This is a genomic window from uncultured Roseovarius sp. (genome assembly GCF_913057115.1).
Lineage (GTDB): Bacteria > Pseudomonadota > Alphaproteobacteria > Rhodobacterales > Rhodobacteraceae > Roseovarius.
The window spans coordinates 32,090-52,180 of the sequence record NZ_CAJXNN010000012.1 but is presented as its reverse complement, the minus strand read 5'-3'; the positions used below and the strand labels follow the sequence as shown (position 1 = coordinate 52,180).

Sequence of the window (20,091 nt, the reverse complement as noted above, 5' to 3'; positions counted from 1 at the left end):
GTACGCATCACTTTCGGGGCGGTTCGATTTTCGTACGAAACTCACGTACAAAACGTACGAGTCGTACAACTCTCATGACCGCAGATAAGCACCCCTCCGGCGCCCCGTGGCGCAACTTTTATGGCCGCTTCAAAGGCAAGGGCCTGCGCAAATCGCAGGAGGCCTACCTTGACGAAGACCTCGCCAAACTTTCGCCGGGGGCTGTCGGGTGGGACGTGAATCCAGAGCGTGAACCCATTGACCTAAAAGGGCTTTTTGGGGATCGGGACGTCTGGCTTGAAGTCGGGTTTGGTGGCGGCGAACACATGGTGCATCAGGCCGTGCAGAACCCGGACGTGGGGTTCATCGGCTGCGAGCCTTACATCAATGGCGTTGCCATGCTCTTGGGCAAAATTCGTGACTCCGGAGCACAAAATATAGCGGTCCACCCCGGTGACGCCCGCGATATGTTTGATGTGCTGCCCCCCGCAAGCATCTCCCGCGCCTTCCTGCTATATCCCGATCCCTGGCCCAAGAAGCGCCACCACCGTCGCCGTTTCGTCACGCCCGAGCACTTAGAGCCGCTCTCCAAGGTGTTGAAAAAAGGCGCTATTTTCCGGGTGGCAACGGATATTCCCGACTATGTCCGCCAAACGCTGGAGCAAGTGCCTCGGCATGGCTTCGAATGGCTGGCCGAGGGACCTTCGGAGTGGCGAACCCCTTGGAATGATTGGATTTCTACCCGGTATGAGCAAAAAGCCCTGCGCGAAGGCCGGGTGCCGCATTATCTGACCTTTCGTAAGATTGGCTGATAAGCCTTTGATTCAAAAAAGATTTCAAAGGCCCAAGTCATCCAGAAACTCACCGATATGATCCTTGAAACGGAAGAACCCATGGGTCGCATTTGGCCAAGTCATTGAATCATAAGGGTTAATCACGCGGATCAAGGATATCCCCTGCGGCGTCAACCGGCTGTCCAGATCATCAAGCACATCCCGCGCCGGTCCAGTTGAGCCGTATGGCGTAACCACTTGATCTAATTGATTAGTCTTGGCCCAAGCCGCAATTGCCTCGGGCGTTTCATGCTCCCCGGCATCCGTTCCAAGCCGTGCGCCCCAACGTGCCACCGTATCCTCCATGGCCCCTTTGGCAAAGCGTCGCACATCCTCGGACACAGCCAAGGGCGACCGCGCGTCACAGGTTACAAGTCGCGTGAAGGTCAGCGGATAAACATCGGATTCAAATAGAGGATTCAGATTTAGATCATCGTCATGGATAAGAACGCCAACACGCTCTGCCGGGTTCCACGGGGGCGTTTGTGGCGGCTCACCGCGGGGCGGATGCCCTTGGCTGCTCAATGGATGAGCGTCGCGGGCCAAGCCCTTGGGGTTAAACCTGTTTTCGGTGAATTTGTGAATATTGTCCGGCCGCGCGAGATAAGTTTTGCCGATGGTCTGCAAGCCACCGACCCAACGCCAGCCCAGCGTGTTTGACGCCGGATCACCATCAAGCAAATGCCGCAGGAACAAATCTGCGCCCAACTCCCAAGGCAGATTAAGCGTGTGAATCCAGATAGATGCAAACCACATCCTCGCGTGATTGTGCAAGTATCCGGTCTCGCGCAACTCCTTGGCCCAATGGTCGAAGGCATCAATACCAGTCTCGCCGTTGCAGGCATCGTCCCAACGCTGCCGCAACCCGCTTTCGGCCTTGGTGCGATCCAAGGCCCGCGCCAGCCCTGCGCGGTACTGGCCCCAGACCCCCGGGCGCAACTCCAGCCAACCTTTCCAATAACTTCGCCAGAAAACTTCATGTATGAATTTTTCCGCCGCAGCGCGCGAATGTCGGTTCAAGACCGTCTGCAAAACCTCCTTTTCCGTAACAAGGCGATGACGCAGATAAGGGGAAAGCTGTGACACATGAACATGGCTCTCTGGGCCAAGGTCATAGTTGCGCAGCCGGGCATAATCCCGGCCTGCATGGGGCGCAAACCCCTTCAAACGCTCCAAGCCTTTGTTTCTGGATGGAAAAAACCTGTTCATCTTTCAACCCGCCTTGCGAGGGCATTCCAGCTAGAGCGGGCCATCGAGAGATCAAGATGCCATGCAAAACAGTTTCCGCGCCCCTTGCAGCTACCCCTGCACGACACTAAGACTCCGTTAGCACATGATCTCTAAACTCCCTCCACACCCACAGGCAGGCGGAATATGACAGACCCATTCGAGACCTACATGAATACCCTCGTCCCAATGGTGGTTGAACAAACCAGCCGCGGCGAGCGTGCCTACGACATCTTCTCGCGCCTGCTCAAGGAGCGGATCATTTTCGTCAACGGCCCTGTCCACGACGGCATGTCCAGCCTGATCGTGGCGCAGCTGCTGCACCTGGAGGCGGAGAACCCGAAAAAGGAAATCTCCATGTATATCAACAGCCCCGGCGGCGTCGTGACCTCGGGCCTGTCGATCTACGACACGATGCAATACATCAAACCCAAGGTCAGCACGCTGGTCATCGGGCAAGCGGCCTCCATGGGGTCGCTCCTGCTGACCGCTGGAGCCGAAGGCATGCGTTTCTCGCTGCCCAACAGCCGAATCATGGTTCACCAACCGTCTGGCGGCTACCAAGGGCAGGCCACCGACATCATGATCCACGCCGAAGAAACCATGAAGCTCAAGAAGCGGCTCAATGAAATTTACGTGAAGCACACGGGGCAGACGCTGAAGAAAGTTGAGGATGCGCTTGAGCGGGACAACTTCATGTCACCGGAAGAGGCCAAGAAATGGGGCCTCATCGACGAAATCGTCGAGAATCGCGCCAAGGCAGAGGGCGACGGCGACGATAGTTAACAAAGGCCTGCCGCGCCCCGCGGGGCGCGGTGATTTTTGACATTGTGGTGGTGCTGCGCCTGTCTTAAGCTGGCCTGATGAAGACGAAGACCACGCGGCGCGCAAGCGCCCGCTAAACCGGGGCCTACAGCCCGAAAGGTACGTTATGGCGAACAACTCTGGCGGTGACAGCAAGAACACGCTCTATTGCAGCTTTTGCGGGAAAAGCCAGCACGAGGTGCGCAAACTGATTGCCGGGCCAACCGTGTTCATCTGTGATGAATGCGTTGAACTGTGCATGGATATCATCCGCGAGGAAACCAAAAGCGCTGGCCTGAAATCCAGCGAAGGCGTGCCCACCCCGCAGGAAATCTGCCAAGTGCTGGATGACTATGTGATCGGTCAGGCCATGGCAAAACGGGTATTATCCGTCGCTGTTCACAACCACTACAAACGGCTGAACCATTCCGGGAAAAGCGATATTGAGCTGCAAAAGTCCAATATTCTGCTCATCGGTCCGACGGGGTGCGGCAAGACCCTGCTCGCCCAAACTCTGGCTCGTATTCTGGACGTGCCCTTCACCATGGCCGACGCGACCACGCTGACCGAAGCGGGCTATGTGGGTGAGGACGTGGAGAACATCATCCTGAAACTGCTTCAGGCCAGCGAATACAATGTCGAACGCGCGCAACGCGGCATCGTCTATATCGACGAGGTCGACAAGATAACCCGCAAATCCGAAAATCCGTCTATCACCCGCGACGTGTCCGGCGAAGGGGTGCAGCAGGCGCTTCTGAAGCTGATGGAAGGCACCGTCGCCGCTGTGCCTCCACAGGGCGGGCGCAAACATCCTCAACAAGAATTCCTGCAGGTGGACACGACGAACATCCTGTTTATCTGCGGCGGGGCCTTTGCAGGGCTCGACAAGATCATCGCACAGCGCGGCAAAGGCAGTGCCATGGGCTTTGGCGCAGATGTGCGCGATGTGGACGAACGTGGCATCGGCGAAATCTTTACCGATCTCGAACCCGAGGATTTGCTGAAATTCGGTTTGATTCCGGAGTTCGTCGGCCGTCTGCCCGTGATCGCAACGCTGGAAGACCTGGACGACGACGCCTTGGTCACCATCCTGACCGAGCCGAAGAACGCTTTGGTCAAGCAATACCAGCGTCTGTTCGAACTGGAAGATGCGCAACTGACCTTCACCGACGATGCGCTCAAGGCCATTGCCAAACGCGCGATCGAACGCAAAACCGGGGCCCGTGGCCTGCGGTCGATTCTCGAAGATATCCTGTTGAATACCATGTTCGACTTGCCGGGCATGGAAGGTGTCGAAGAGGTGGTCGTGAACGAAGAGGCCGTCACCTCCGACGCCGCACCTTTGATGATCTATGCCGATCAGAAGAAGGAAGGCGCAAGCGCTGGATAGTGAGGCCAATGTTTGGTTGGTTTGAAAGCCCCGCGATCTTCAGGCGGGGCTTTTCTTTTGCCATATAGCCAAGGGAGCGGCACTGGACTTTACCCCGGCAATTCGCCATACAAGGCACCAAGATATCAGGAGTCTATCATGGGTATTCTCAACACTCTTCTGCGCGCCGTGACATGGTGGAACGGGCAGACGCTCAACACCCAGCTTTACACATGGCGCAAGGGCGTCAAGGTGGGCGAAGATGAGCAAGGCAATACCTTCTACCGCGATCACGAGAACAAGCGCCGGTGGGTGATTTTCAATGGCGAAGCCGAGGCCAGCCGCGTAAGCCCTGATTGGCACGGCTGGTTGCACCATACCTTCGACGAACCGCCAACCGATCGCCCACTTGATCACAAGGCTTGGGAAAAGCCGCATGAAGAAAACCTGACGGGAACGGCCTTGGCCTATGCTCCGGCCGGGTCGATCCGGCGCCCTGAACCTGTCGAGCGTCGGGATTACGAGGCTTGGACCCCGGAATAAGGCGGCACGCTCATGTCTGAAAACACCACCGAAGTACTCGTTGGCGGCGCTGTTCTTGCCGTGGCGATTGGGTTTCTTGTCTATGCCGGGCAGGCCACGGGCCTATCCGGTGGCCAGAGCGAGTACGAACTTGCAGCCAGCTTCCGTAGCGCCGATGGCGTGGACCTTGGCACGGATGTACGCATGGCGGGTGTCAAGGTGGGCCGTGTGACCGGCATCGAGCTTGACCCCACAACCTATCGCGCCAGCACGGTTTTCACCGTGCAGGAAGGTATCGAAGTCCCCGATGACAGTGCCGTGGCGGTCAGTTCCGAGGGCCTGCTTGGGGGTAACTACGTCGAGATTCTTCCCGGCGGTTCGCCGTTCTATTTTGAACCCGGCGACGAGATCGAGTTTACCCAAGGCTCGGTCAGTCTTGTCTCCTTGCTGATGAAATTCGTGGCAGGCGACGAGGACAACGGGGAATGATCCGCCCAGCCCTTGCCCTGACACTTGCGCTTTCCGGTGCTGCTGTTGCGCAAGAAGCCGTGGATTTGGGCACAGGGGCCGTCCTGCGCGGTCTGGACAAGGTTAGCGGTGATGTCGTGGACCTGCGATTGAAAAACGGCGAAAGCGCCGCACTGGGCCGGTTGACCGTGCGATTGGGCGAATGCCGCTTCCCACAGGGCGACCCCGCCGCAGATGCCTTCGCCTTTGTCGCGATTTCCGAGGAAGGCCGCGAGCAACCCGTTTTCCAAGGCTGGATGATCGGATCATCCCCCGCTCTGAACGCGATGGAGTACCCGCGTTATGACGTCTGGGTTCTGCGCTGTACGACCGAATAAGGGTCCTCGCAAAGCGGCAGGCCATGTATGTCGGCATCGCCTTGCAGTGCCTCGTGAAGGCGGCTGTGATACTCTGCCCTGCTGATTTCAATCGCCCCCAGACTGGACAGATGCGGCGTAATGAACTGCGTATCAAAAAGCGTGAAGCCACAACGATCAAGGTGATCCGTCAAATGCGCAAGCGCGCGTTTTGAGCCATCGGATCGCGGCGATACCATGCTTTCACCAAAAAACGCGCGGCCAAGGCTGACTCCGTAAACGCCACCGGCAAGGTCTTGTCCCTCCCATATTTCAAGGGAATGCGCGTGGCCCAATCTGTGCAATGCCGTGTAAAGCTGCCGGATTTCCGCGTTGATCCAGGTTTCGTCGCGGTCGGCGCAGGCCTCAAGAACCGCTTCGAAATCGGCATTCAAAGTCACCCGGTATGCGCCTCGCCGCATACGCCGCGCAAGCGAGCGAGAAATGTGAAACTCCTTGAGGGGAAGAATCCCACGCCGCCGTGGATCAACCCAGAATACCTCGGGATCATCGCGATGCTCCGACATCGGAAATATCCCCGCGGCGTAGGCCCGCAGCAAAAGCTCGGGCGTCAAGATCGGTTCATCTTTGGTCATCACAATTCGAGGTATAATCCCATGGTCGCTTAACCTTTCAGTATCGGCACCCGGAGTAGACCTGCAAGGGCGGGGCGACGAAAGGATCATCCAATGTCTTATCATCAGCATATACCGGCCGGGTTTCTGGACAGCGACGTCAATTTGATGGCCAACCGTATTCAGGCCCGCCATGCGATTTTGGTGGATGGTTTTCGGCATGTAATTGCGGATTCGACCGTCCTTCTTTTGGGGGCCGAAGATGGGCGGTGGTGCTATACCTTTGCCGCGGCTGGCGCTTTGCATGTGGTCGGCGTCGAAGAAAGCAATGATATGGTGTCACGGTTTCTTCAGCTTCCCGAAATCGGCCTGGGGGAACGCATAGAAATGCGCGAGGCGAACCCGATCGAAGCCTTGGCCACGGATGCCGAAGCGGGCCGCACATATGACATCGTGGTGCTTTTTGATGTGATTGACAGGCTTGGCAACCTGCATGCACTCCTGCACGCGATCAGGGCCGTGAAGCCAAGGCTCGTCGTGATCGACGGACTATTCGCAATGACCGACGATGCGGTTTTCGTCATGGAAAATCACCGTGGCCCCGTACCCGAGAGTTACGTGAACCCAAGGCTCATTCCTAGCCGAGGGGCTATTGCCAAGGCGGCGCGCGACACGGGATTCGAAATGGATTGGATAGATTGGTCTCGCCTCCCCGAGGAAGACCGCTTGGGGCTGTCGGATTACTATCAATCCGGCCCACAACGTCGTCAAAGCCTTACCTTGATGCCGACGTAAGACAGTCTTCGATCGTTGGTCCACGAAAGCGGGCCAACGCCCAACGCCCGCTCAATCCTGCAGGTTGGTCTCCAGCCAGTGTTCCAGCCAATGGATGTTGTAGTTCCCTGTCAGGATATCCTCTTCCTGCAAGAGCGCGTGGAAAAGCGGCACCGTCGTATCGACACCATCCACGATCAATTCTCCCAACGCCCGGCTAAGCCGGGTCAGGGCGCCTTGGCGGTCTTTTCCATGCACGATCAGCTTGCCAATCAGGGAGTCGTAGTAGGGCGGAATACTGTAGCCGTCGTAAAGTGCTGAATCCATCCGCACGCCAAGGCCGCCGGGCGCATGGAACTGCGTGATTGTGCCAGGGCGCGGCGAAAACTCGGGCAGTTTTTCGGCGTTGATACGCACTTCGATAGCGTGCCCGTTGATCTGTAGGTCCTCTTGCGTAAAGGACATCGGATGCCCCTCGGCAACGCGGATTTGCTCTTGGACCAGATCAACGCCAAAGATCGCCTCGGTGACCGGGTGCTCGACCTGCAAGCGGGTGTTCATCTCGATGAAATAGAACTCGCCATTTTCATACAGGAATTCGATCGTGCCTGCGCCGGCATAGTTGATGGTCGCCACCGCATCGGCGCAGATCTTGCCGATGCGCGCCCTCTCTTCTTCGGTAATGCAGGGGCCAGGGGCCTCCTCGAAAACCTTCTGGTGACGGCGCTGAAGTGAGCAATCCCGCTCACCTAGATGCACAGCCTTACCCTTGCCGTCGCCAAAAACCTGAATTTCGATGTGGCGTGGGGTGGTAAGGTATTTTTCGATATAGACTTCATCATTGCCAAAAGCGGCCTTGCCCTCTGACCGGGCCGTCATGAAGGCGTGTTCCATGTCCGCGGCGTTTTGTGCCACTTTCATCCCACGTCCGCCACCGCCAGCGGTGGCCTTGATAATCACCGGGTAACCGATCTCTTCGCCCAGCTTCTTGGCCTCGTCGAGCGAGGCCACACCACCGTCCGAACCGGGCACACAAGGCACGCCTAGGTTCTTCATCGTGTCCTTGGCGGTGATCTTGTCGCCCATGACCCGAATATGCTCTGCGGTGGGGCCGATGAAGGTCAGATCGTGGTCCTCGACGATCTGCACGAAATTCGCGTTCTCCGACAAAAAGCCATAGCCGGGGTGAATGGCCTGCGCACCCGTCACCTCGCAGGCGGCGATGATCGCCGGGATCGACAGGTAGCTGTCGGTGCCCGGCGGCGGGCCGATACAGACCGATTCATCGGCCATGCGCACATGCATGGCGTCGGCGTCAGCGGTTGAATGCACCGCGACGCTCTGAATACCCATCTCACGGGCCGCGCGAATGACGCGCAGGGCAATCTCACCACGGTTGGCGACGAGGATCTTGTCGAACATGCGGTGATCCTTACTCGATGATCATAAGTGGCGCGCCATATTCCACGGCGGCACCATCTTCGACCAGAATACGTTTCACCGTTCCGCCGCGCGGGGCGGGGATGTGGTTCATGGTCTTCATGGCTTCGACGATCAGCAGGGTATCGCCTTCGGCCACCTTGTCGCCCACACTCACGAAGGACGGCGCGCCGGGTTCGGCCTGCATGTATACAGTCCCCACCATCGGAGAGGTGACGGCGCCGGGGTGGCTTGCGGGGTCTTCGGCGGGCGCGCTGTCGGCGGCGGCTGCCGGGGCCGCTGCGGCGGCGGGGGCGGCCGGGGCGGCTGCCGGGGCAGGGGCGCTGACTTGGGCCACAACTTCCTGACGGCGGCTTACCTTGACGTTGAGCGAGTCATTCTCGCCATAATCCCGTTTGACCGCAAGTTCGGTCAGTTCGTTGTCGTTGAGCACTTCGGCAAGAGCCTTGATGAAGGCGACATCGGAGTCATGGGGTTTGTTCGGCATCGGGTTCCTCGACCGTTGCGGCAGTTCTTGGCACGTCTGCCGCGTTCATGATTTTGGCCGCTTATAGGGCAAGCGTTTGCCATAGAAAAGTGGGCAATCGTCCTGCAAAATGAGGCAATATTCAGCGGATTGCGAGGGGGAATTTCAAAAAAGGTTACGCAACGTCCGCTTTTATAGCGGCATACCGGATAATTTTGCCACCAGTTCCGCCAGTTTCCGGGCCCCGAACTTCTCCAGCAACCGCGCACGGTACACCTCGACTGTGCGATAACTCAACTCCAGTTCAAGGCCGATCTCCTTCGAGGTCAGGCCCCGACAAGTGAGAATGGCCACCTCGCGCTCGCGCTGCGTCAACTCTACGAGGGGGCGTTCTTCAGACAGGTCCGCAAAGGACCAGATGCCGCGCCGAAACGGGTCATCCGGGGTCAGGGATTGCCCCCGCACCCGGCACCAAAAAAGCTCCCCGTCCCGCCGCTTCATCACCCGCTCATCCGAATAGCGCCCGGTGTCGCGCATAGCGGCAAGGGCGCGCTCGCCAATCCGGCTGTAGTCCTCGATCGACGGATAGTAGCGCGCCAGAGGAACACCGGCATAATCCGCCGGGTTGTCGCCAAAGATCGCAGCGAATTGCAGGTTCACATGCTGGATGATCCGCTTTTCCAACACGGCAAGGCCCACCGGGGCATGATCAAAGGCAAGCGCGGTCATCTCCATGCCCGTCTTATGCCCGCTAAATGCTGCATATGCAAAGGCCCGGCGCTTGCCAAAACTTGCCAAACCCACTAGATGCGCCCCATGCGGTCGCAGCCTACCCGCTCAAAACAAGGACTAAAAAATGAAAACTCTTGTCATCTGCTCGGGCGGGCTGGATTCCGTCACGCTTGCCCATAAGGTCGCCTCTGAACGCGAGTTGGTGGGGCTGGTGTCCTTTGACTATGGCCAACGCCACGCCAAGGAACTCGACTCCGCCGCCGCCTGCGCCGCGCGGCTTGGCGTGCCGCATCACGTCATCGACATTCGCAATGTCGGTGCGGCGCTCTCCGGCTCGGCTCTCACCGACGATCTGGATGTGCCCGATGGCCACTACGCCGAAGAGACCATGAAAGTCACCGTGGTTCCCAACCGCAATGCCATCATGCTGGCCATCGCCTTCGGCATGGCCTCGGCGCAAAAGGCCGATGCGGTGGCCGCCGCCGTTCATGGCGGCGATCACTTTATCTATCCCGATTGCCGCCCCGGCTTTATCGACGCCTTCCAGACGATGGAAAACAAGGCGCTTGAGGGGATGGGCGAGGTGGAGCTTTACACGCCCTTCGTCACCATCTCCAAGGCCGACATCGTCACCGAAGGGGCCAAGCACAACACCCCCTTTGCCGAAACATGGTCCTGCTACAAAGGCGGCGAGCTCCACTGCGGGCGCTGCGGCACCTGCGTGGAACGGCGCGAGGCGTTTCACCTCGCGGGCATCGAAGACCCCACAGGCTACGCCGATCCTGACTATTGGCGGCAAGCCACCGGAACGGAGGGCGCATGATGTATACGATCACCAAGGAATTCCATTTTTCCGCCTCGCATCAACTCTTTGGCCTGCCCGAAGACCACCAATGCGCCCGCCTGCACGGCCATAACTACATCGTGGTGGTGGAACTGCGGGCCGAGGACCTGAACGAACACGGTTTTGTCCGTGATTACCTCGATCTCGCCCCCCTGAAACGCTACATCGACGATGAATTGGACCACCGGCACCTGAACGATGTACTGGGCGATGACATTGTCACCGCCGAATGCATGGCCAAGCACTTCTTCGACTGGTGCCGCGCCAAATGGCCCGAGGTCAGTGCGGTAAAGGTCAGCGAAACCCCCAAGACATGGGCGGAATACAGGCCGTGAGCGACGACACCACCATTCGCGTCTCGGAAATTTTCGGGCCGACCATTCAGGGCGAGGGCGCCCTCATTGGCGTGCCTACGGTCTTCGTGCGCACCGGCGGCTGCGACTACCGCTGTAGCTGGTGCGACAGCATGCACGCCGTGGACAGCGCCTATCGCGCCACTTGGAAACCCATGCAGGCCGAGGATGTGATGGCCGAGGTGGCGCAGCTTTCAGGCGGCGCCCCCCTGATGGTCACGCTCTCGGGCGGCAACCCGGCGATCCAACCCTTCGGCCCACTGATCGAGTTGGGCCAGACGCGCGGCTACCGTTTCGCGCTGGAAACCCAAGGCAGCGTCGCGCGCGATTGGTTTTCCGACCTCGATATGCTGGTGCTCAGCCCCAAACCGCCCTCCAGCGAGATGCAGTTGGATTGGGACATCTTTGATGACTGCATCAAGGCCGGGCAGGGGGCCGAAACCGTCCTGAAAATCGTGATCTTTGACGAGGTGGACTACCTCTGGGCGCGCGATGTGGCCGCGCGCTACCCCGATCTGCCCGTCTATCTGCAACCCGGCAATCACACCCCCCCCCCGCCCGAGGATGACACCGCCCAAGTGGATCAAGAGGGCGTCGATGCCCGCATGCTCTGGCTGGTCGACCGGGTGATGGAAGATAAATGGTACGAGGCGCGCGTTCTTCCGCAGTTGCATGTCATGCTCTGGGGCAACAAGCGCGGCGTTTGAGGAGAGAAAGACCATGAGCGACGATATCTACAAGAACCTCAAGCAACTGGGCGGCGATACGGTTCAACCGCAAAGCCCCGAAGAGGCCGAGCTTGAGCGCGTGCAAAACCCACAGGCCGATGTGGCCTATAACGTGCGCTTTGTCTGTCCTGAGTTCACCTCGCTCTGCCCGATGACCGGGCAGCCCGATTTCGCGCATCTTGTGATTGATTACGTGCCGGGCGACTGGCTGGTGGAAAGCAAATCGCTCAAACTCTTCTTGGGCAGCTTCCGCAATCACGGCGCGTTCCACGAGGATTGCACCGTGACGATCGCCCGCCGTCTGGCCGATTTCCTAAGCCCGCAATGGCTTCGTATCGGCGGCTATTGGTATCCGCGCGGCGGCATCCCGATCGATGTGTTCTATCAAACCGGACCACAGCCCGAGGGCGTCTGGATTCCCGATCAGGGCGTGCCCCCCTATCGCGGGCGCGGCTAAGGCCGATCACGCAAAAAACGGTGCAAGCCGTTTCGAAACGGCTTGGGCCAAGCGCCTTGCAAGGCGCTTTTCACGCGGTTTCGAAACCGCGTGATCCAAGCCCGTTCGAACGGGCTTGGCCTTTGATTTAACGGTACATCAGCGGCAGGGCGCGCGGTAATAGGTGCCGTCACCATTGGCATAGGCACAGGTGTTGTTGGCCCGGTTGCGCGCCACCAAGGCGCCGGCCGCGGCCCCCGCAAGGGTAGACACCACGACCCAATCATTATCCGCGCCAAGGGCCTTTGCACTGATAAGACCAAGACCGCCGCCGACAAGTGCGCCGGTCATCTCGCGTTCCTGTTCCACCGTCATGCAGCCGGCGAGGCCCATCGCGGCCACGAGGCCAAGTCCTTTGATGCTGATCTTCATAATCTCTCCTTCGCCTTTCGAAGTGCTGACCGATGTTAGCATGGAGGCATGGAACATCGTTGCGGATCAATGACCATGCGCAAAGATTCGCTGATGTCCTTGATGCGGGCCGTCCTTTGGTGGTGCCGGGGCGGGCGAAACGTACAAAACGCCCGTACGTTTTGTACAATCTTCCCCGTACTTCCTGTTAACCCGCCGAAGCGCTGAGAAATATACCGACGCGATACCGCACAAATACCGACGCGATGCCGCTGGATATTCTTGTTGTTAACCAGTGGTTTGCAGGTGATTCGGCGCATCCTGTTCCGCGGCCCCGGTCCGGTTGCCGACAGGACCTCGAAAAAAGCCCCCGCACGACGCCTCGTGCGGGGGCAATCTTTGGTTATCTGCGCAAGTTCAATCGCGGTTCATGCGATTTTCGATCAGCTCGTCCACAACACTGGGATCGGCCAGTGTCGAGGTATCCCCAAGGCTGCCATAGTCGTTCTCGGCGATCTTGCGCAGGATACGGCGCATGATCTTGCCAGACCGGGTCTTGGGCAGGCCCGGGGCCCACTGAATGAGGTCGGGGGCTGCAATCGGGCCAATCTCGGTGCGCACCCATGTGCGCAGCTCCTTGCGCAGCTCCTCGGTGGGCTCCTCGCCGGACATCAGGGTAACGTAGCAATAGATGCCCTGTCCCTTGATATCATGGGGATATCCAACCACGGCTGCCTCGGCGACCTTCGAGTGGGCGACCAATGCGCTTTCCACTTCGGCGGTCCCCATGCGGTGGCCCGACACGTTGATCACATCGTCCACACGGCCGGTGATCCAGTAATCGCCATCCGCGTCGCGACGACAGCCGTCCCCGGCGAAGTAGTAGCCCTTGTAGTCCGAGAAATAGGTCTTCTCGAACCGCTCATGATCGCCCCAAACGGTGCGCATCTGGCCCGGCCAGCTGTCTTTCATGCACAGCACGCCTTCGGTCGGGTACTCGTGGATTTCCTCACCCGAGGTCGGCTCAAGCACCACGGGCTGCACGCCAAAGAAGGGCTTCATCGCCGAACCGGGCTTGGTGGCATGGGCGCCGGGCAGGGGGGTCATCATGTGCCCGCCGGTCTCGGTCTGCCACCATGTATCGACGATCGGGCAGTTCCCTTTGCCGACAACATCGTTGTACCAGTTCCAGGCTTCGGGGTTGATCGGCTCACCCACAGTGCCCAGAACTTTAAGATCGCTGAGATCGTATTTTTCAACGAATTCAGTGCCTTGCCCCATAAGAGCGCGGATCGCGGTGGGGGCGGTGTAGAACTGGTTGACCTTGTGCTTTTCGCAGACAGCCCAGAACCGGCCAGCATCAGGGTAGGTCGGCACACCTTCGAACATCAGCGTTGTCGCACCATTCGCAAGCGGGCCATAGACGATATAACTGTGCCCGGTGACCCAACCCACGTCAGCGGTACACCAGAAGATATCGCCTTCGTGGTAATCGAAGGTGATCTCATGGGTCATCGAGGCCCAGACAAGGTAGCCGCCATTGCAGTGTACAACGCCCTTGGGTTGCCCGGTCGAGCCTGAGGTGTAGAGAATGAATAGCGGGTCTTCGGCGTTCATCTCCTCCGGCGGGCAATCCGCGTCGACCTTCTCCAGTTCTTCATGCAACCAATAGTCCCCTTCCGAACGCCAAGCGATCTGATCGCCGGTGCGCTTGACGACAAGGCATTTCACGTCGTCCGTGTCATGCAGCAGGGCTTGGTTGACGTTATCCTTCAGCTTGGTGCGGCGACCGCCACGGGGGGCGGTGTCGGCGGTAATCACCAGCTTGGCGTCACAGCCGTTGATCCGTGCGCCAAGGGCGTCGGGCGAGAAGCCTGCGAAAACGATGGAGTGGATGGCGCCGATGCGGGCACAGGCCAGCATGGCATAGGCCGCTTCGGGGATCATCGGCAGGTAGATCACCACGCGGTCGCCTTTGCCGATCCCGAGGTTCTTGAAAACATTGGCCATTTTGGAGACGTTTTCATGCAGCTCATTATAAGTGATATGCTGCGCTTCGTCTGTCGGCTCATCGGGTTCCCAGATGATAGCGGTCTGATCACCACGCGTGGCAAGGTGGCGGTCGATACAGTTTGCCGCGACGTTCAGGCTACCGTCTTCAAACCATTTGATCGAGACATTGCCGAAGTCATAGTTGACGTTTTTAACCTTGGTAAAGGGCTTTATCCAGTCGACACGCTTGCCGTGCTCGCTCCAGAAGCCTTCAGGGTCATTGATGGAGGCGGCGTACATTTCCTCGTATTTGGCGGCGTCCACGTGGGCGTTCGCAACCATGTCGGAGGAGGGCGGGTGAGTTTTGTCAGACATGTCAGACCTTTGGTTTTTGAAAATTCGGTCAAGGGTTAAAGGCCTGCCCGAGGGGGTGCAATCCGACCTTCGGGCAGGGATCGCGCGTTAGATAGCGAGGTATTCTGCGCGCAGTTCCTCGTTTTCGAGAACTTCAGAAGCCGAGCCGTCGAATACGATGGACCCGGTATCAAGGATCACAGCCCGATCAGCCAGTTCGAGCGCGCGCACGGCGTTTTGCTCCACGAGAACGGTCGTGATGCCTTGTTCCTTGATGATGCGGAGAGTCTTCTCGATCTCGTCCACGATCACCGGAGCCAGACCCTCATAAGGTTCGTCCAGCAACAAGACCTTGATATCACGCGCCAGAGCGCGGGCAATGGACAGCATCTGCTGCTCACCACCTGATAGAGTTACGCCCTCTTGCTTGCGGCGTTCGCCGAGACGGGGGAACAGTTCGTAAAGACGGTCGAGCGACCAGCCAATCGGCGGCGCGATCTGGGCCAATTGCAGGTTTTCCTCGACGGTCAAGCCGGGGATGATGCAGCGGTCTTCGGGCACAAGACCAATTCCCGCCGCTGCTGCCTGATGGCTTTTCATGCTGTGAAGCGGCTGGTGGTCCAGCCAAATCTCGCCATGGTTCACTTGCGGGCTATCCATACGGGCAATCGAGCGCAGGGTGGTGGTTTTCCCGGCACCGTTGCGGCCAAGAAGTGCGAGGATTTCGCCTTCGTGGACGTTAAAGCTGATGCCTTGAACGATGTAGCTTTCGCCATAATAGGATTGCATTTCCCAGACCGACAGGAAGGCCGGGGCGGTTTCGGCGTAGTTCTTGCCTTTGGAGAAGTCGGGTTTGACGTTCATCTCGTGATCTCCTTCTTACGCCGTTTCGCCAAGATAGGCTTCGCGGACCTTCGGATGGCCTTTGATCTTGTCTGGAGTGTCTTCGACCAGAGGTGTGCCTTGGGCCAGAACAGTGATCCGCTCCGCCAAACTGAACACAACATGCATATCGTGTTCAATGATGGCGATCGTGATATCACGCTCGTCCTTGATTTGCTTGAGCAGGTCGATCGTGTTGTTGGTATCGGCCCGCGCCATACCGGCGGTGGGTTCGTCCAGAAGCAAAAGGCGCGGCTCTTGTGCCAGACACATGCCAATCTCAAGGCGCCGTTTGTCACCGCGGCTCATCGAGGCCGAGTGCATGTGGCGCTTGTCACCCATGCTCAGGCTTTCCAGCATGTTTTCCGCCTGTTCGACGATCTCTTTCTCGTTGGCGGTATCCTCCACGGCATGCATCCGGAAGGCCCCATCGCGTTTGGCGAAGATCGGGATCATCATGTTTTCCAGAACGCTCAGATCACCGAAGATTTCCGGTGTCTGGAACACCCGTGAGATACCCATCTGGTTGATCTCGTAAGGCTTTCGCCCCAGAACGCTTTGCCCGTCGAACATGACACTGCCCGTGTCAGGGATCAGCTTGCCCACCAAGCAATTGAGCAGGGTGGATTTGCCCGCCCCGTTGGGGCCGATGATCGCGTGGCAGGAGTTCTCTGCCACGCTGAGGTTGACGTCGCCCAGGGCCTGAAGGCCACCGAAGCGTTTGTTGACGTCCTTGACTTCAAGAATGCCCATCGTTGGCCCTCCTTATTCTGCGGGTTCAGTGCTGGTGGATTTGTCGGACTTGTCTTCGGATTTCTTGCGACCAAACAGGCGCGAGATCCGTTGACCAGCCTCGACAAGACCACCGGGCAGGAAAATGACGACAAGCATGAACATCAAGCCCAGTGTCAGGTGCCAGCCCTTGCCGATAAAGGGGTAAATCATGCTGACGATGATGTCTTCGAGACCATCGGGCATGAAGGCGAACCAGCCATGCAGGATGTCCGAATTGATCTTGGACAGGATGTTCTCCATGTACTTGATCAAGCCAGCCCCCAGAACCGGACCGATCAGGGTGCCGACACCGCCAAGGATCGACATCAGGACAACCTCACCCGAGGCGGTCCAGAACATCCGTTCCGCTCCGGCAAGGGGGTCCATCGCGGCCATCAAGCCACCGGCCAGACCGGCGTACATGCCCGAAATCACGAAGGCCGCCAAAGTATAGGGACGTGCATTCAGGCCCGTGTAGTTGAGGCGCTGCTGGTTCGATTTGATTGCCCGCAGCATCATGCCGAAAGGCGACCGGAAGATGCGGATCGAAAGGTAGAAGGACAGCAGCATGATGATGGCGCTGAAGTAATAACCCGTCGAGAAGGTGAAGACCCAGTCGCCAAGTTCAAGCTGCGAACTGCCGCGCATCTCCATGCCGAACAGGCCGGGGACGGGGATATTGTCGCTCGAAGCGGCTCCATCGAGAATGCGCGGGTCATCAAGAGCCAGCTGAAGGCCGGTTTCACCGCCGGTGATCGGCGTCAAAACCGAGTAGGCCAGGGCATAGGTCATCTGCGCGAAGGCCAAGGTCAGGATCGAGAAGTAGATGCCTGAACGGCGGAGCGAGACATAACCGATGACCAAGGCGAACAAGCCGGCAGTGATCACCGACAGGATGATCGCCGGAACCACATTCATGCTCAGCAGTTTGAACATCCATACGGCGGCGTAAGATCCCACCCCGAGAAAGGCCGCGTGACCAAAGCTGAGATAGCCGGTCAGGCCAAACAGGATGTTGAAGCCGATGGCGAAAATCCCAAAGATCACAAACCGCTGCATAAGGTCGGGGTAGCCGGCGTTGAATTGTGCCATGCCCGACCCGGCAGGGAAGGGGTTCAGGATAAACGGTGCGAACAATGCAAGCGCCGCCACGAGGATCAAAAGCGAGGTGTCTTTTTTGTTGAGGCCTAGCATGGATCAGTCCTCCATCACGCCTTTGCGACCCATAAGGCCACGTGGACGTGTCAGCAGAATAATAATGGCGACCAGATAGATGATGATCTGGTTGATGCCCGGAATGAGGTCGATGATCTCTTTCATCGAGGCGAAGCTTTCGAGGATACCCAGAAGGAACCCGGCAAGCACCGCACCCGGCAAAGAGCCCATGCCACCCACGACGACAACCACGAAGCTCAGAACAAGGAAGTCCATGCCCATGTGGTAGTTTGGTGAATTGATCGGCGCATACATCACCCCGGCAAGGCCCGCCACGGCAGCGGCGATACCGAACATGATCGTGAACCGCTTGTCGATATTGATACCCAGAAGGCCCACTGTTTCACGGTCGGCCATGCCTGCCCGAACAACCATTCCGAAGGTGGTGAATTGAAGGAATGCGAAAACGGCACCGATGATCACGGCTGCGAAGGCAAAGTAAACCAGACGCCAATATGGATAGATGATCTGGTTGGCCTCCATTCCCAGCATCGCGCCAAAGTCGAACGAGCCTGTGAAGGCCTCGGGCGCGGGGGTCGGGATCGGGTTGGCACCATAGAAATACTTGATGATCTCCTGCAACACGATGGCAAGGCCGAATGTTACCAGGATCTGGTCGGCATGTGGGCGCTTGTAGAAATGCTTGATCAAGCCGCGTTCCATGGCCACACCGATCAGGATCATGATCGGAATCGCAAAGAGGATAGCGAGCGGAACGGCCCAATCTATGATGACGTCCCCGGTTTCCTTACCAAACCAGTCGTGCACATAAGGCACGTCCACTTTCAAAGGGTTGCCAAGGAAATCGGTCCGCGATTCATCAACGACTTCATGGCTGATGGTGATGATACGAGACAGGGTAACAGCGCAAAAGGCGCCGATCATGAAAAGCGCCCCGTGGGCAAAGTTCACAACCCCGAGCGTGCCGAAGATGAGAGTAAGTCCTAGCGCAATGAGAGCGTAGGCAGAGCCCTTGTCGAGCCCGTTTAGAATTTGGAGGATGATTGCGTCCATCAGTCCACCCTTCGCGATTCAGTGTGATTGAGGCGTGATCACCCTGCGGGGATCAGGCGTGTCCGGTCGCGCACTGGCTGTGCGCGACCGGGGAGGCGAATTTATGCGCCGTTGTTGCACGAACCCAGTGCGCCACCCGCGAATTGGGGGTGATCCGGAGCGTAGGTGACCTGCTCTGCCGGGGTCACTTCCACGATTTCCAGAAGGTCGAATTCGCTGGTCGGGTTTTCTTTACCCTTCACGACGAGAACGTCCTTAAAGCACTGGTGATCTTCGGCGCGGTAGAGCGTCTTGCCGTTGCCCAGACCGTCGAATTCGTAGCCCTCGAGGGCCTCGACCACGGCGCAAGGTGCGAAGCTGCCGGCACGTTCCACGGCATCCGCATAAAGCAAGGTCTGCACATAGCAGGTGTGCGCCGCCTGGCTCGGCGGGAAGCCGTATTTTTCGCCGAAGGATTTGACGAATGCCTTGGAGCCTTCGTCGGTCAGCGACCAGTGCCAGTTGGTGGAGCCGAAGATGCCCTTAACGTTTGCACCAGCACCACGCGCCATCAGGCGCGAGTAGAGCGGAACGATGATCTGGAAGTCTTTGCCGTTCACCTGCTTGTCGCGCAGGCCGAACTGAACTGCGTTGGTCAGCGAGTTCACCATGTTGCCGCCGTAGTGGTTCAGAACCAGCGTGTCGGCACCCGATTGAAGGACCGGGGCGATGTAGGACGAGAAGTCGGTTTGCGTCAGCGGTGTCTTCACTGCGGCGACGGTTTCCCAACCCATGGCCTCGGTCGAGGACTTGATCGCCTCCTCGGTTGTGTAGCCCCAGTTGTAGTCGGCGGTCAGGTGATAGGCTTTACGATCCGAGCCATAGTTTGCCTTGAGCACCGGTGCCAGAGCTGCGCCCGACATGTACGAGTTAAAGAAATGGCGGAAGCCGTTGGCCCGCTTGTCTTTACCCGTGGTGTCGTTCGAGTGCGTCAAGCCTGCCATGAAGATGACACCTGCCTCTTGGCAGAGGGCCTGAACGGCAACGGCCACACCGGAGGACGAACCGCCGGTGATCATGATGGCGCCGTCCTTTTCGATCATCGACTTGGCCGATGCGCGGGCCGCGTCCGACTTGGTCTGCGTGTCGCCGGTGACGTATTCGACCTTCTTGCCAAGGATGCCGTTACCTTGCAGCGCCTTGGAACTGAAGGTGTTCATCATGCCACCGTCGCCACCACCGTTCAGGTGCTCAACCGCCAGCTCATAGGCGCGAAGCTCGTCTGCGCCCTCATCAGCGTAGGGGCCGGTTTGCGGCACGTTGAAGCCGAGGGTGACGGTGCTGCCCGTGGGTTCATTGGTGTAAGCCGCAGCGGATGAAGCTGTAAAGATCGTCGGCAGCGCAACGCCGGCGCCAGCAACAGCGCTGGTCTTGAGCAAGCCACGACGAGTCAGGTTCGAATTGGACATTGATATCCTCCCGTTGAGAAAATTCGATTGGGAAGGGCCTCCTCTGCGCCTCCCCA

The 20,091-nt window shown here is 58.5% G+C and carries 23 protein-coding genes; 11 read left to right on the top strand and 12 right to left on the bottom strand.

Going from position 1 to position 20,091, the window contains the following annotated elements; translation table 11 throughout:
• Positions 1–74 precede the first annotated feature (74 nt).
• A complete protein-coding gene (gene trmB / locus QZ498_RS07215; protein ID WP_294621151.1) occupies positions 75–791 on the top strand; it encodes a tRNA (guanosine(46)-N7)-methyltransferase TrmB in 717 nt (238 codons plus the stop codon).
• A 24-nt stretch (positions 792–815) separates the two neighbouring features.
• On the opposite strand, the gene QZ498_RS07210 is transcribed toward trmB, so the two are convergent.
• A complete protein-coding gene (locus tag QZ498_RS07210) occupies positions 816–1,988 on the bottom strand; it encodes an FAD-binding domain-containing protein (protein WP_294621150.1) in 1,173 nt (390 codons plus the stop codon).
• A gap of 198 nt (positions 1,989–2,186) precedes the next feature.
• Here QZ498_RS07210 and QZ498_RS07205 point away from each other — a divergent pair, with 198 nt between their 5' ends.
• The 5 genes from QZ498_RS07205 to QZ498_RS07185 all read left to right on the top strand — a co-directional run bounded on the left by QZ498_RS07205 (position 2,187) and on the right by QZ498_RS07185 (position 5,579).
• The gene (locus QZ498_RS07205) at positions 2,187–2,825 is read left to right on the top strand and encodes an ATP-dependent Clp protease proteolytic subunit (RefSeq protein ID WP_294621149.1); all 639 of its coding nucleotides are present in this window, start codon (positions 2,187–2,189) and stop codon (positions 2,823–2,825) included.
• A gap of 145 nt (positions 2,826–2,970) precedes the next feature.
• The gene (gene clpX, locus QZ498_RS07200) at positions 2,971–4,233 is read left to right on the top strand and encodes an ATP-dependent Clp protease ATP-binding subunit ClpX (protein WP_294621148.1); all 1,263 of its coding nucleotides are present in this window, start codon (positions 2,971–2,973) and stop codon (positions 4,231–4,233) included.
• A 138-nt stretch (positions 4,234–4,371) separates the two neighbouring features.
• Positions 4,372–4,755: an NADH:ubiquinone oxidoreductase subunit NDUFA12 gene (locus QZ498_RS07195; protein WP_294621146.1), complete on the top strand. Its 384-nt coding sequence runs from the start codon at positions 4,372–4,374 to the stop codon at positions 4,753–4,755.
• Positions 4,756–4,767: 12 nt separating this feature from the next.
• Positions 4,768–5,223: an outer membrane lipid asymmetry maintenance protein MlaD gene (gene mlaD / locus QZ498_RS07190; protein WP_294621145.1), complete on the top strand. Its 456-nt coding sequence runs from the start codon at positions 4,768–4,770 to the stop codon at positions 5,221–5,223.
• Positions 5,220–5,579, top strand: coding sequence for a DUF2155 domain-containing protein (locus QZ498_RS07185; protein WP_294621144.1), 360 nt, complete (start codon positions 5,220–5,222; stop codon positions 5,577–5,579). The genes mlaD and QZ498_RS07185 overlap by 4 nt, the downstream gene beginning before the upstream one ends.
• Here QZ498_RS07185 and aat read toward each other — a convergent pair.
• The gene (gene aat, locus QZ498_RS07180; protein WP_294621143.1) at positions 5,543–6,193 is read right to left on the bottom strand and encodes a leucyl/phenylalanyl-tRNA--protein transferase; all 651 of its coding nucleotides are present in this window, start codon (positions 6,191–6,193) and stop codon (positions 5,543–5,545) included. The two genes, QZ498_RS07185 and aat, sit on opposite strands and share 37 nt — an antisense overlap.
• Before the next feature lie 93 nt (positions 6,194–6,286).
• Between aat and QZ498_RS07175 the strand changes: the two genes are divergently transcribed.
• Positions 6,287–6,967: a class I SAM-dependent methyltransferase gene (locus QZ498_RS07175; RefSeq protein WP_294621142.1), complete on the top strand. Its 681-nt coding sequence runs from the start codon at positions 6,287–6,289 to the stop codon at positions 6,965–6,967.
• Between the two features lie 51 nt (positions 6,968–7,018).
• Here the strand turns inward: QZ498_RS07175 and accC are convergent, their stop codons facing one another.
• The 3 genes from accC to QZ498_RS07160 all read right to left on the bottom strand — a co-directional run bounded on the left by accC (position 7,019) and on the right by QZ498_RS07160 (position 9,581).
• Complete coding sequence (gene accC / locus QZ498_RS07170; protein WP_294621141.1) at positions 7,019–8,368, bottom strand: acetyl-CoA carboxylase biotin carboxylase subunit; 1,350 nt, start codon at positions 8,366–8,368, stop codon at positions 7,019–7,021.
• 10 nt (positions 8,369–8,378) lie between these two features.
• The gene (gene accB, locus QZ498_RS07165) at positions 8,379–8,873 is read right to left on the bottom strand and encodes an acetyl-CoA carboxylase biotin carboxyl carrier protein (protein ID WP_294621139.1); all 495 of its coding nucleotides are present in this window, start codon (positions 8,871–8,873) and stop codon (positions 8,379–8,381) included.
• A 171-nt stretch (positions 8,874–9,044) separates the two neighbouring features.
• Positions 9,045–9,581: a LuxR C-terminal-related transcriptional regulator gene (locus QZ498_RS07160; protein ID WP_294621138.1), complete on the bottom strand. Its 537-nt coding sequence runs from the start codon at positions 9,579–9,581 to the stop codon at positions 9,045–9,047.
• A 127-nt stretch (positions 9,582–9,708) separates the two neighbouring features.
• Between QZ498_RS07160 and queC the strand changes: the two genes are divergently transcribed.
• Genes queC through queF form a run of 4 tightly spaced genes read left to right on the top strand, consistent with a single transcriptional unit; the run spans position 9,709 to position 11,966 of the window.
• Positions 9,709–10,407 carry a 7-cyano-7-deazaguanine synthase QueC gene (gene queC / locus QZ498_RS07155; RefSeq protein WP_294621137.1) on the top strand — a complete coding sequence of 233 codons (699 nt, stop codon included), beginning with the start codon at positions 9,709–9,711 and terminating at the stop codon, positions 10,405–10,407.
• Entirely contained in the window at positions 10,407–10,763 is a 357-nt protein-coding gene (gene queD / locus QZ498_RS07150) for a 6-carboxytetrahydropterin synthase QueD (RefSeq protein WP_294621195.1), read from the top strand. Before queC ends, queD begins: the two co-directional genes overlap by 1 nt.
• On the top strand, positions 10,742–11,488 hold the full coding sequence (queE, locus tag QZ498_RS07145) for a 7-carboxy-7-deazaguanine synthase QueE (protein WP_294621136.1): 747 nt from the start codon (positions 10,742–10,744) through the stop codon (positions 11,486–11,488). The genes queD and queE overlap by 22 nt, the downstream gene beginning before the upstream one ends.
• A gap of 13 nt (positions 11,489–11,501) precedes the next feature.
• Positions 11,502–11,966, top strand: coding sequence for a preQ(1) synthase (gene queF, locus QZ498_RS07140; RefSeq protein WP_294621135.1), 465 nt, complete (start codon positions 11,502–11,504; stop codon positions 11,964–11,966).
• Positions 11,967–12,104: 138 nt separating this feature from the next.
• Here queF and QZ498_RS07135 read toward each other — a convergent pair whose 3' ends face one another.
• The 7 genes from QZ498_RS07135 to QZ498_RS07105 form a co-directional block, all read right to left on the bottom strand.
• On the bottom strand, positions 12,105–12,377 hold the full coding sequence (locus QZ498_RS07135; RefSeq protein WP_294621133.1) for a glucose-6-phosphate isomerase: 273 nt from the start codon (positions 12,375–12,377) through the stop codon (positions 12,105–12,107).
• A gap of 396 nt (positions 12,378–12,773) precedes the next feature.
• Positions 12,774–14,723 carry an acetate--CoA ligase gene (gene acs, locus QZ498_RS07130; RefSeq protein ID WP_294621132.1) on the bottom strand — a complete coding sequence of 650 codons (1,950 nt, stop codon included), beginning with the start codon at positions 14,721–14,723 and terminating at the stop codon, positions 12,774–12,776.
• Between the two features lie 87 nt (positions 14,724–14,810).
• Positions 14,811–15,566: an ABC transporter ATP-binding protein gene (locus QZ498_RS07125; RefSeq protein WP_294621131.1), complete on the bottom strand. Its 756-nt coding sequence runs from the start codon at positions 15,564–15,566 to the stop codon at positions 14,811–14,813.
• Positions 15,567–15,581: 15 nt separating this feature from the next.
• A complete protein-coding gene (locus QZ498_RS07120; protein ID WP_294621130.1) occupies positions 15,582–16,337 on the bottom strand; it encodes an ABC transporter ATP-binding protein in 756 nt (251 codons plus the stop codon).
• A gap of 12 nt (positions 16,338–16,349) precedes the next feature.
• Entirely contained in the window at positions 16,350–17,552 is a 1,203-nt protein-coding gene (locus QZ498_RS07115; protein WP_294621129.1) for a branched-chain amino acid ABC transporter permease, read from the bottom strand.
• A gap of 3 nt (positions 17,553–17,555) precedes the next feature.
• The gene (locus QZ498_RS07110) at positions 17,556–18,587 is read right to left on the bottom strand and encodes a branched-chain amino acid ABC transporter permease (RefSeq protein WP_294621128.1); all 1,032 of its coding nucleotides are present in this window, start codon (positions 18,585–18,587) and stop codon (positions 17,556–17,558) included.
• 101 nt (positions 18,588–18,688) lie between these two features.
• Entirely contained in the window at positions 18,689–20,035 is a 1,347-nt protein-coding gene (locus QZ498_RS07105) for a substrate-binding protein (RefSeq protein ID WP_294621126.1), read from the bottom strand.
• Positions 20,036–20,091: the final 56 nt, after the last annotated feature.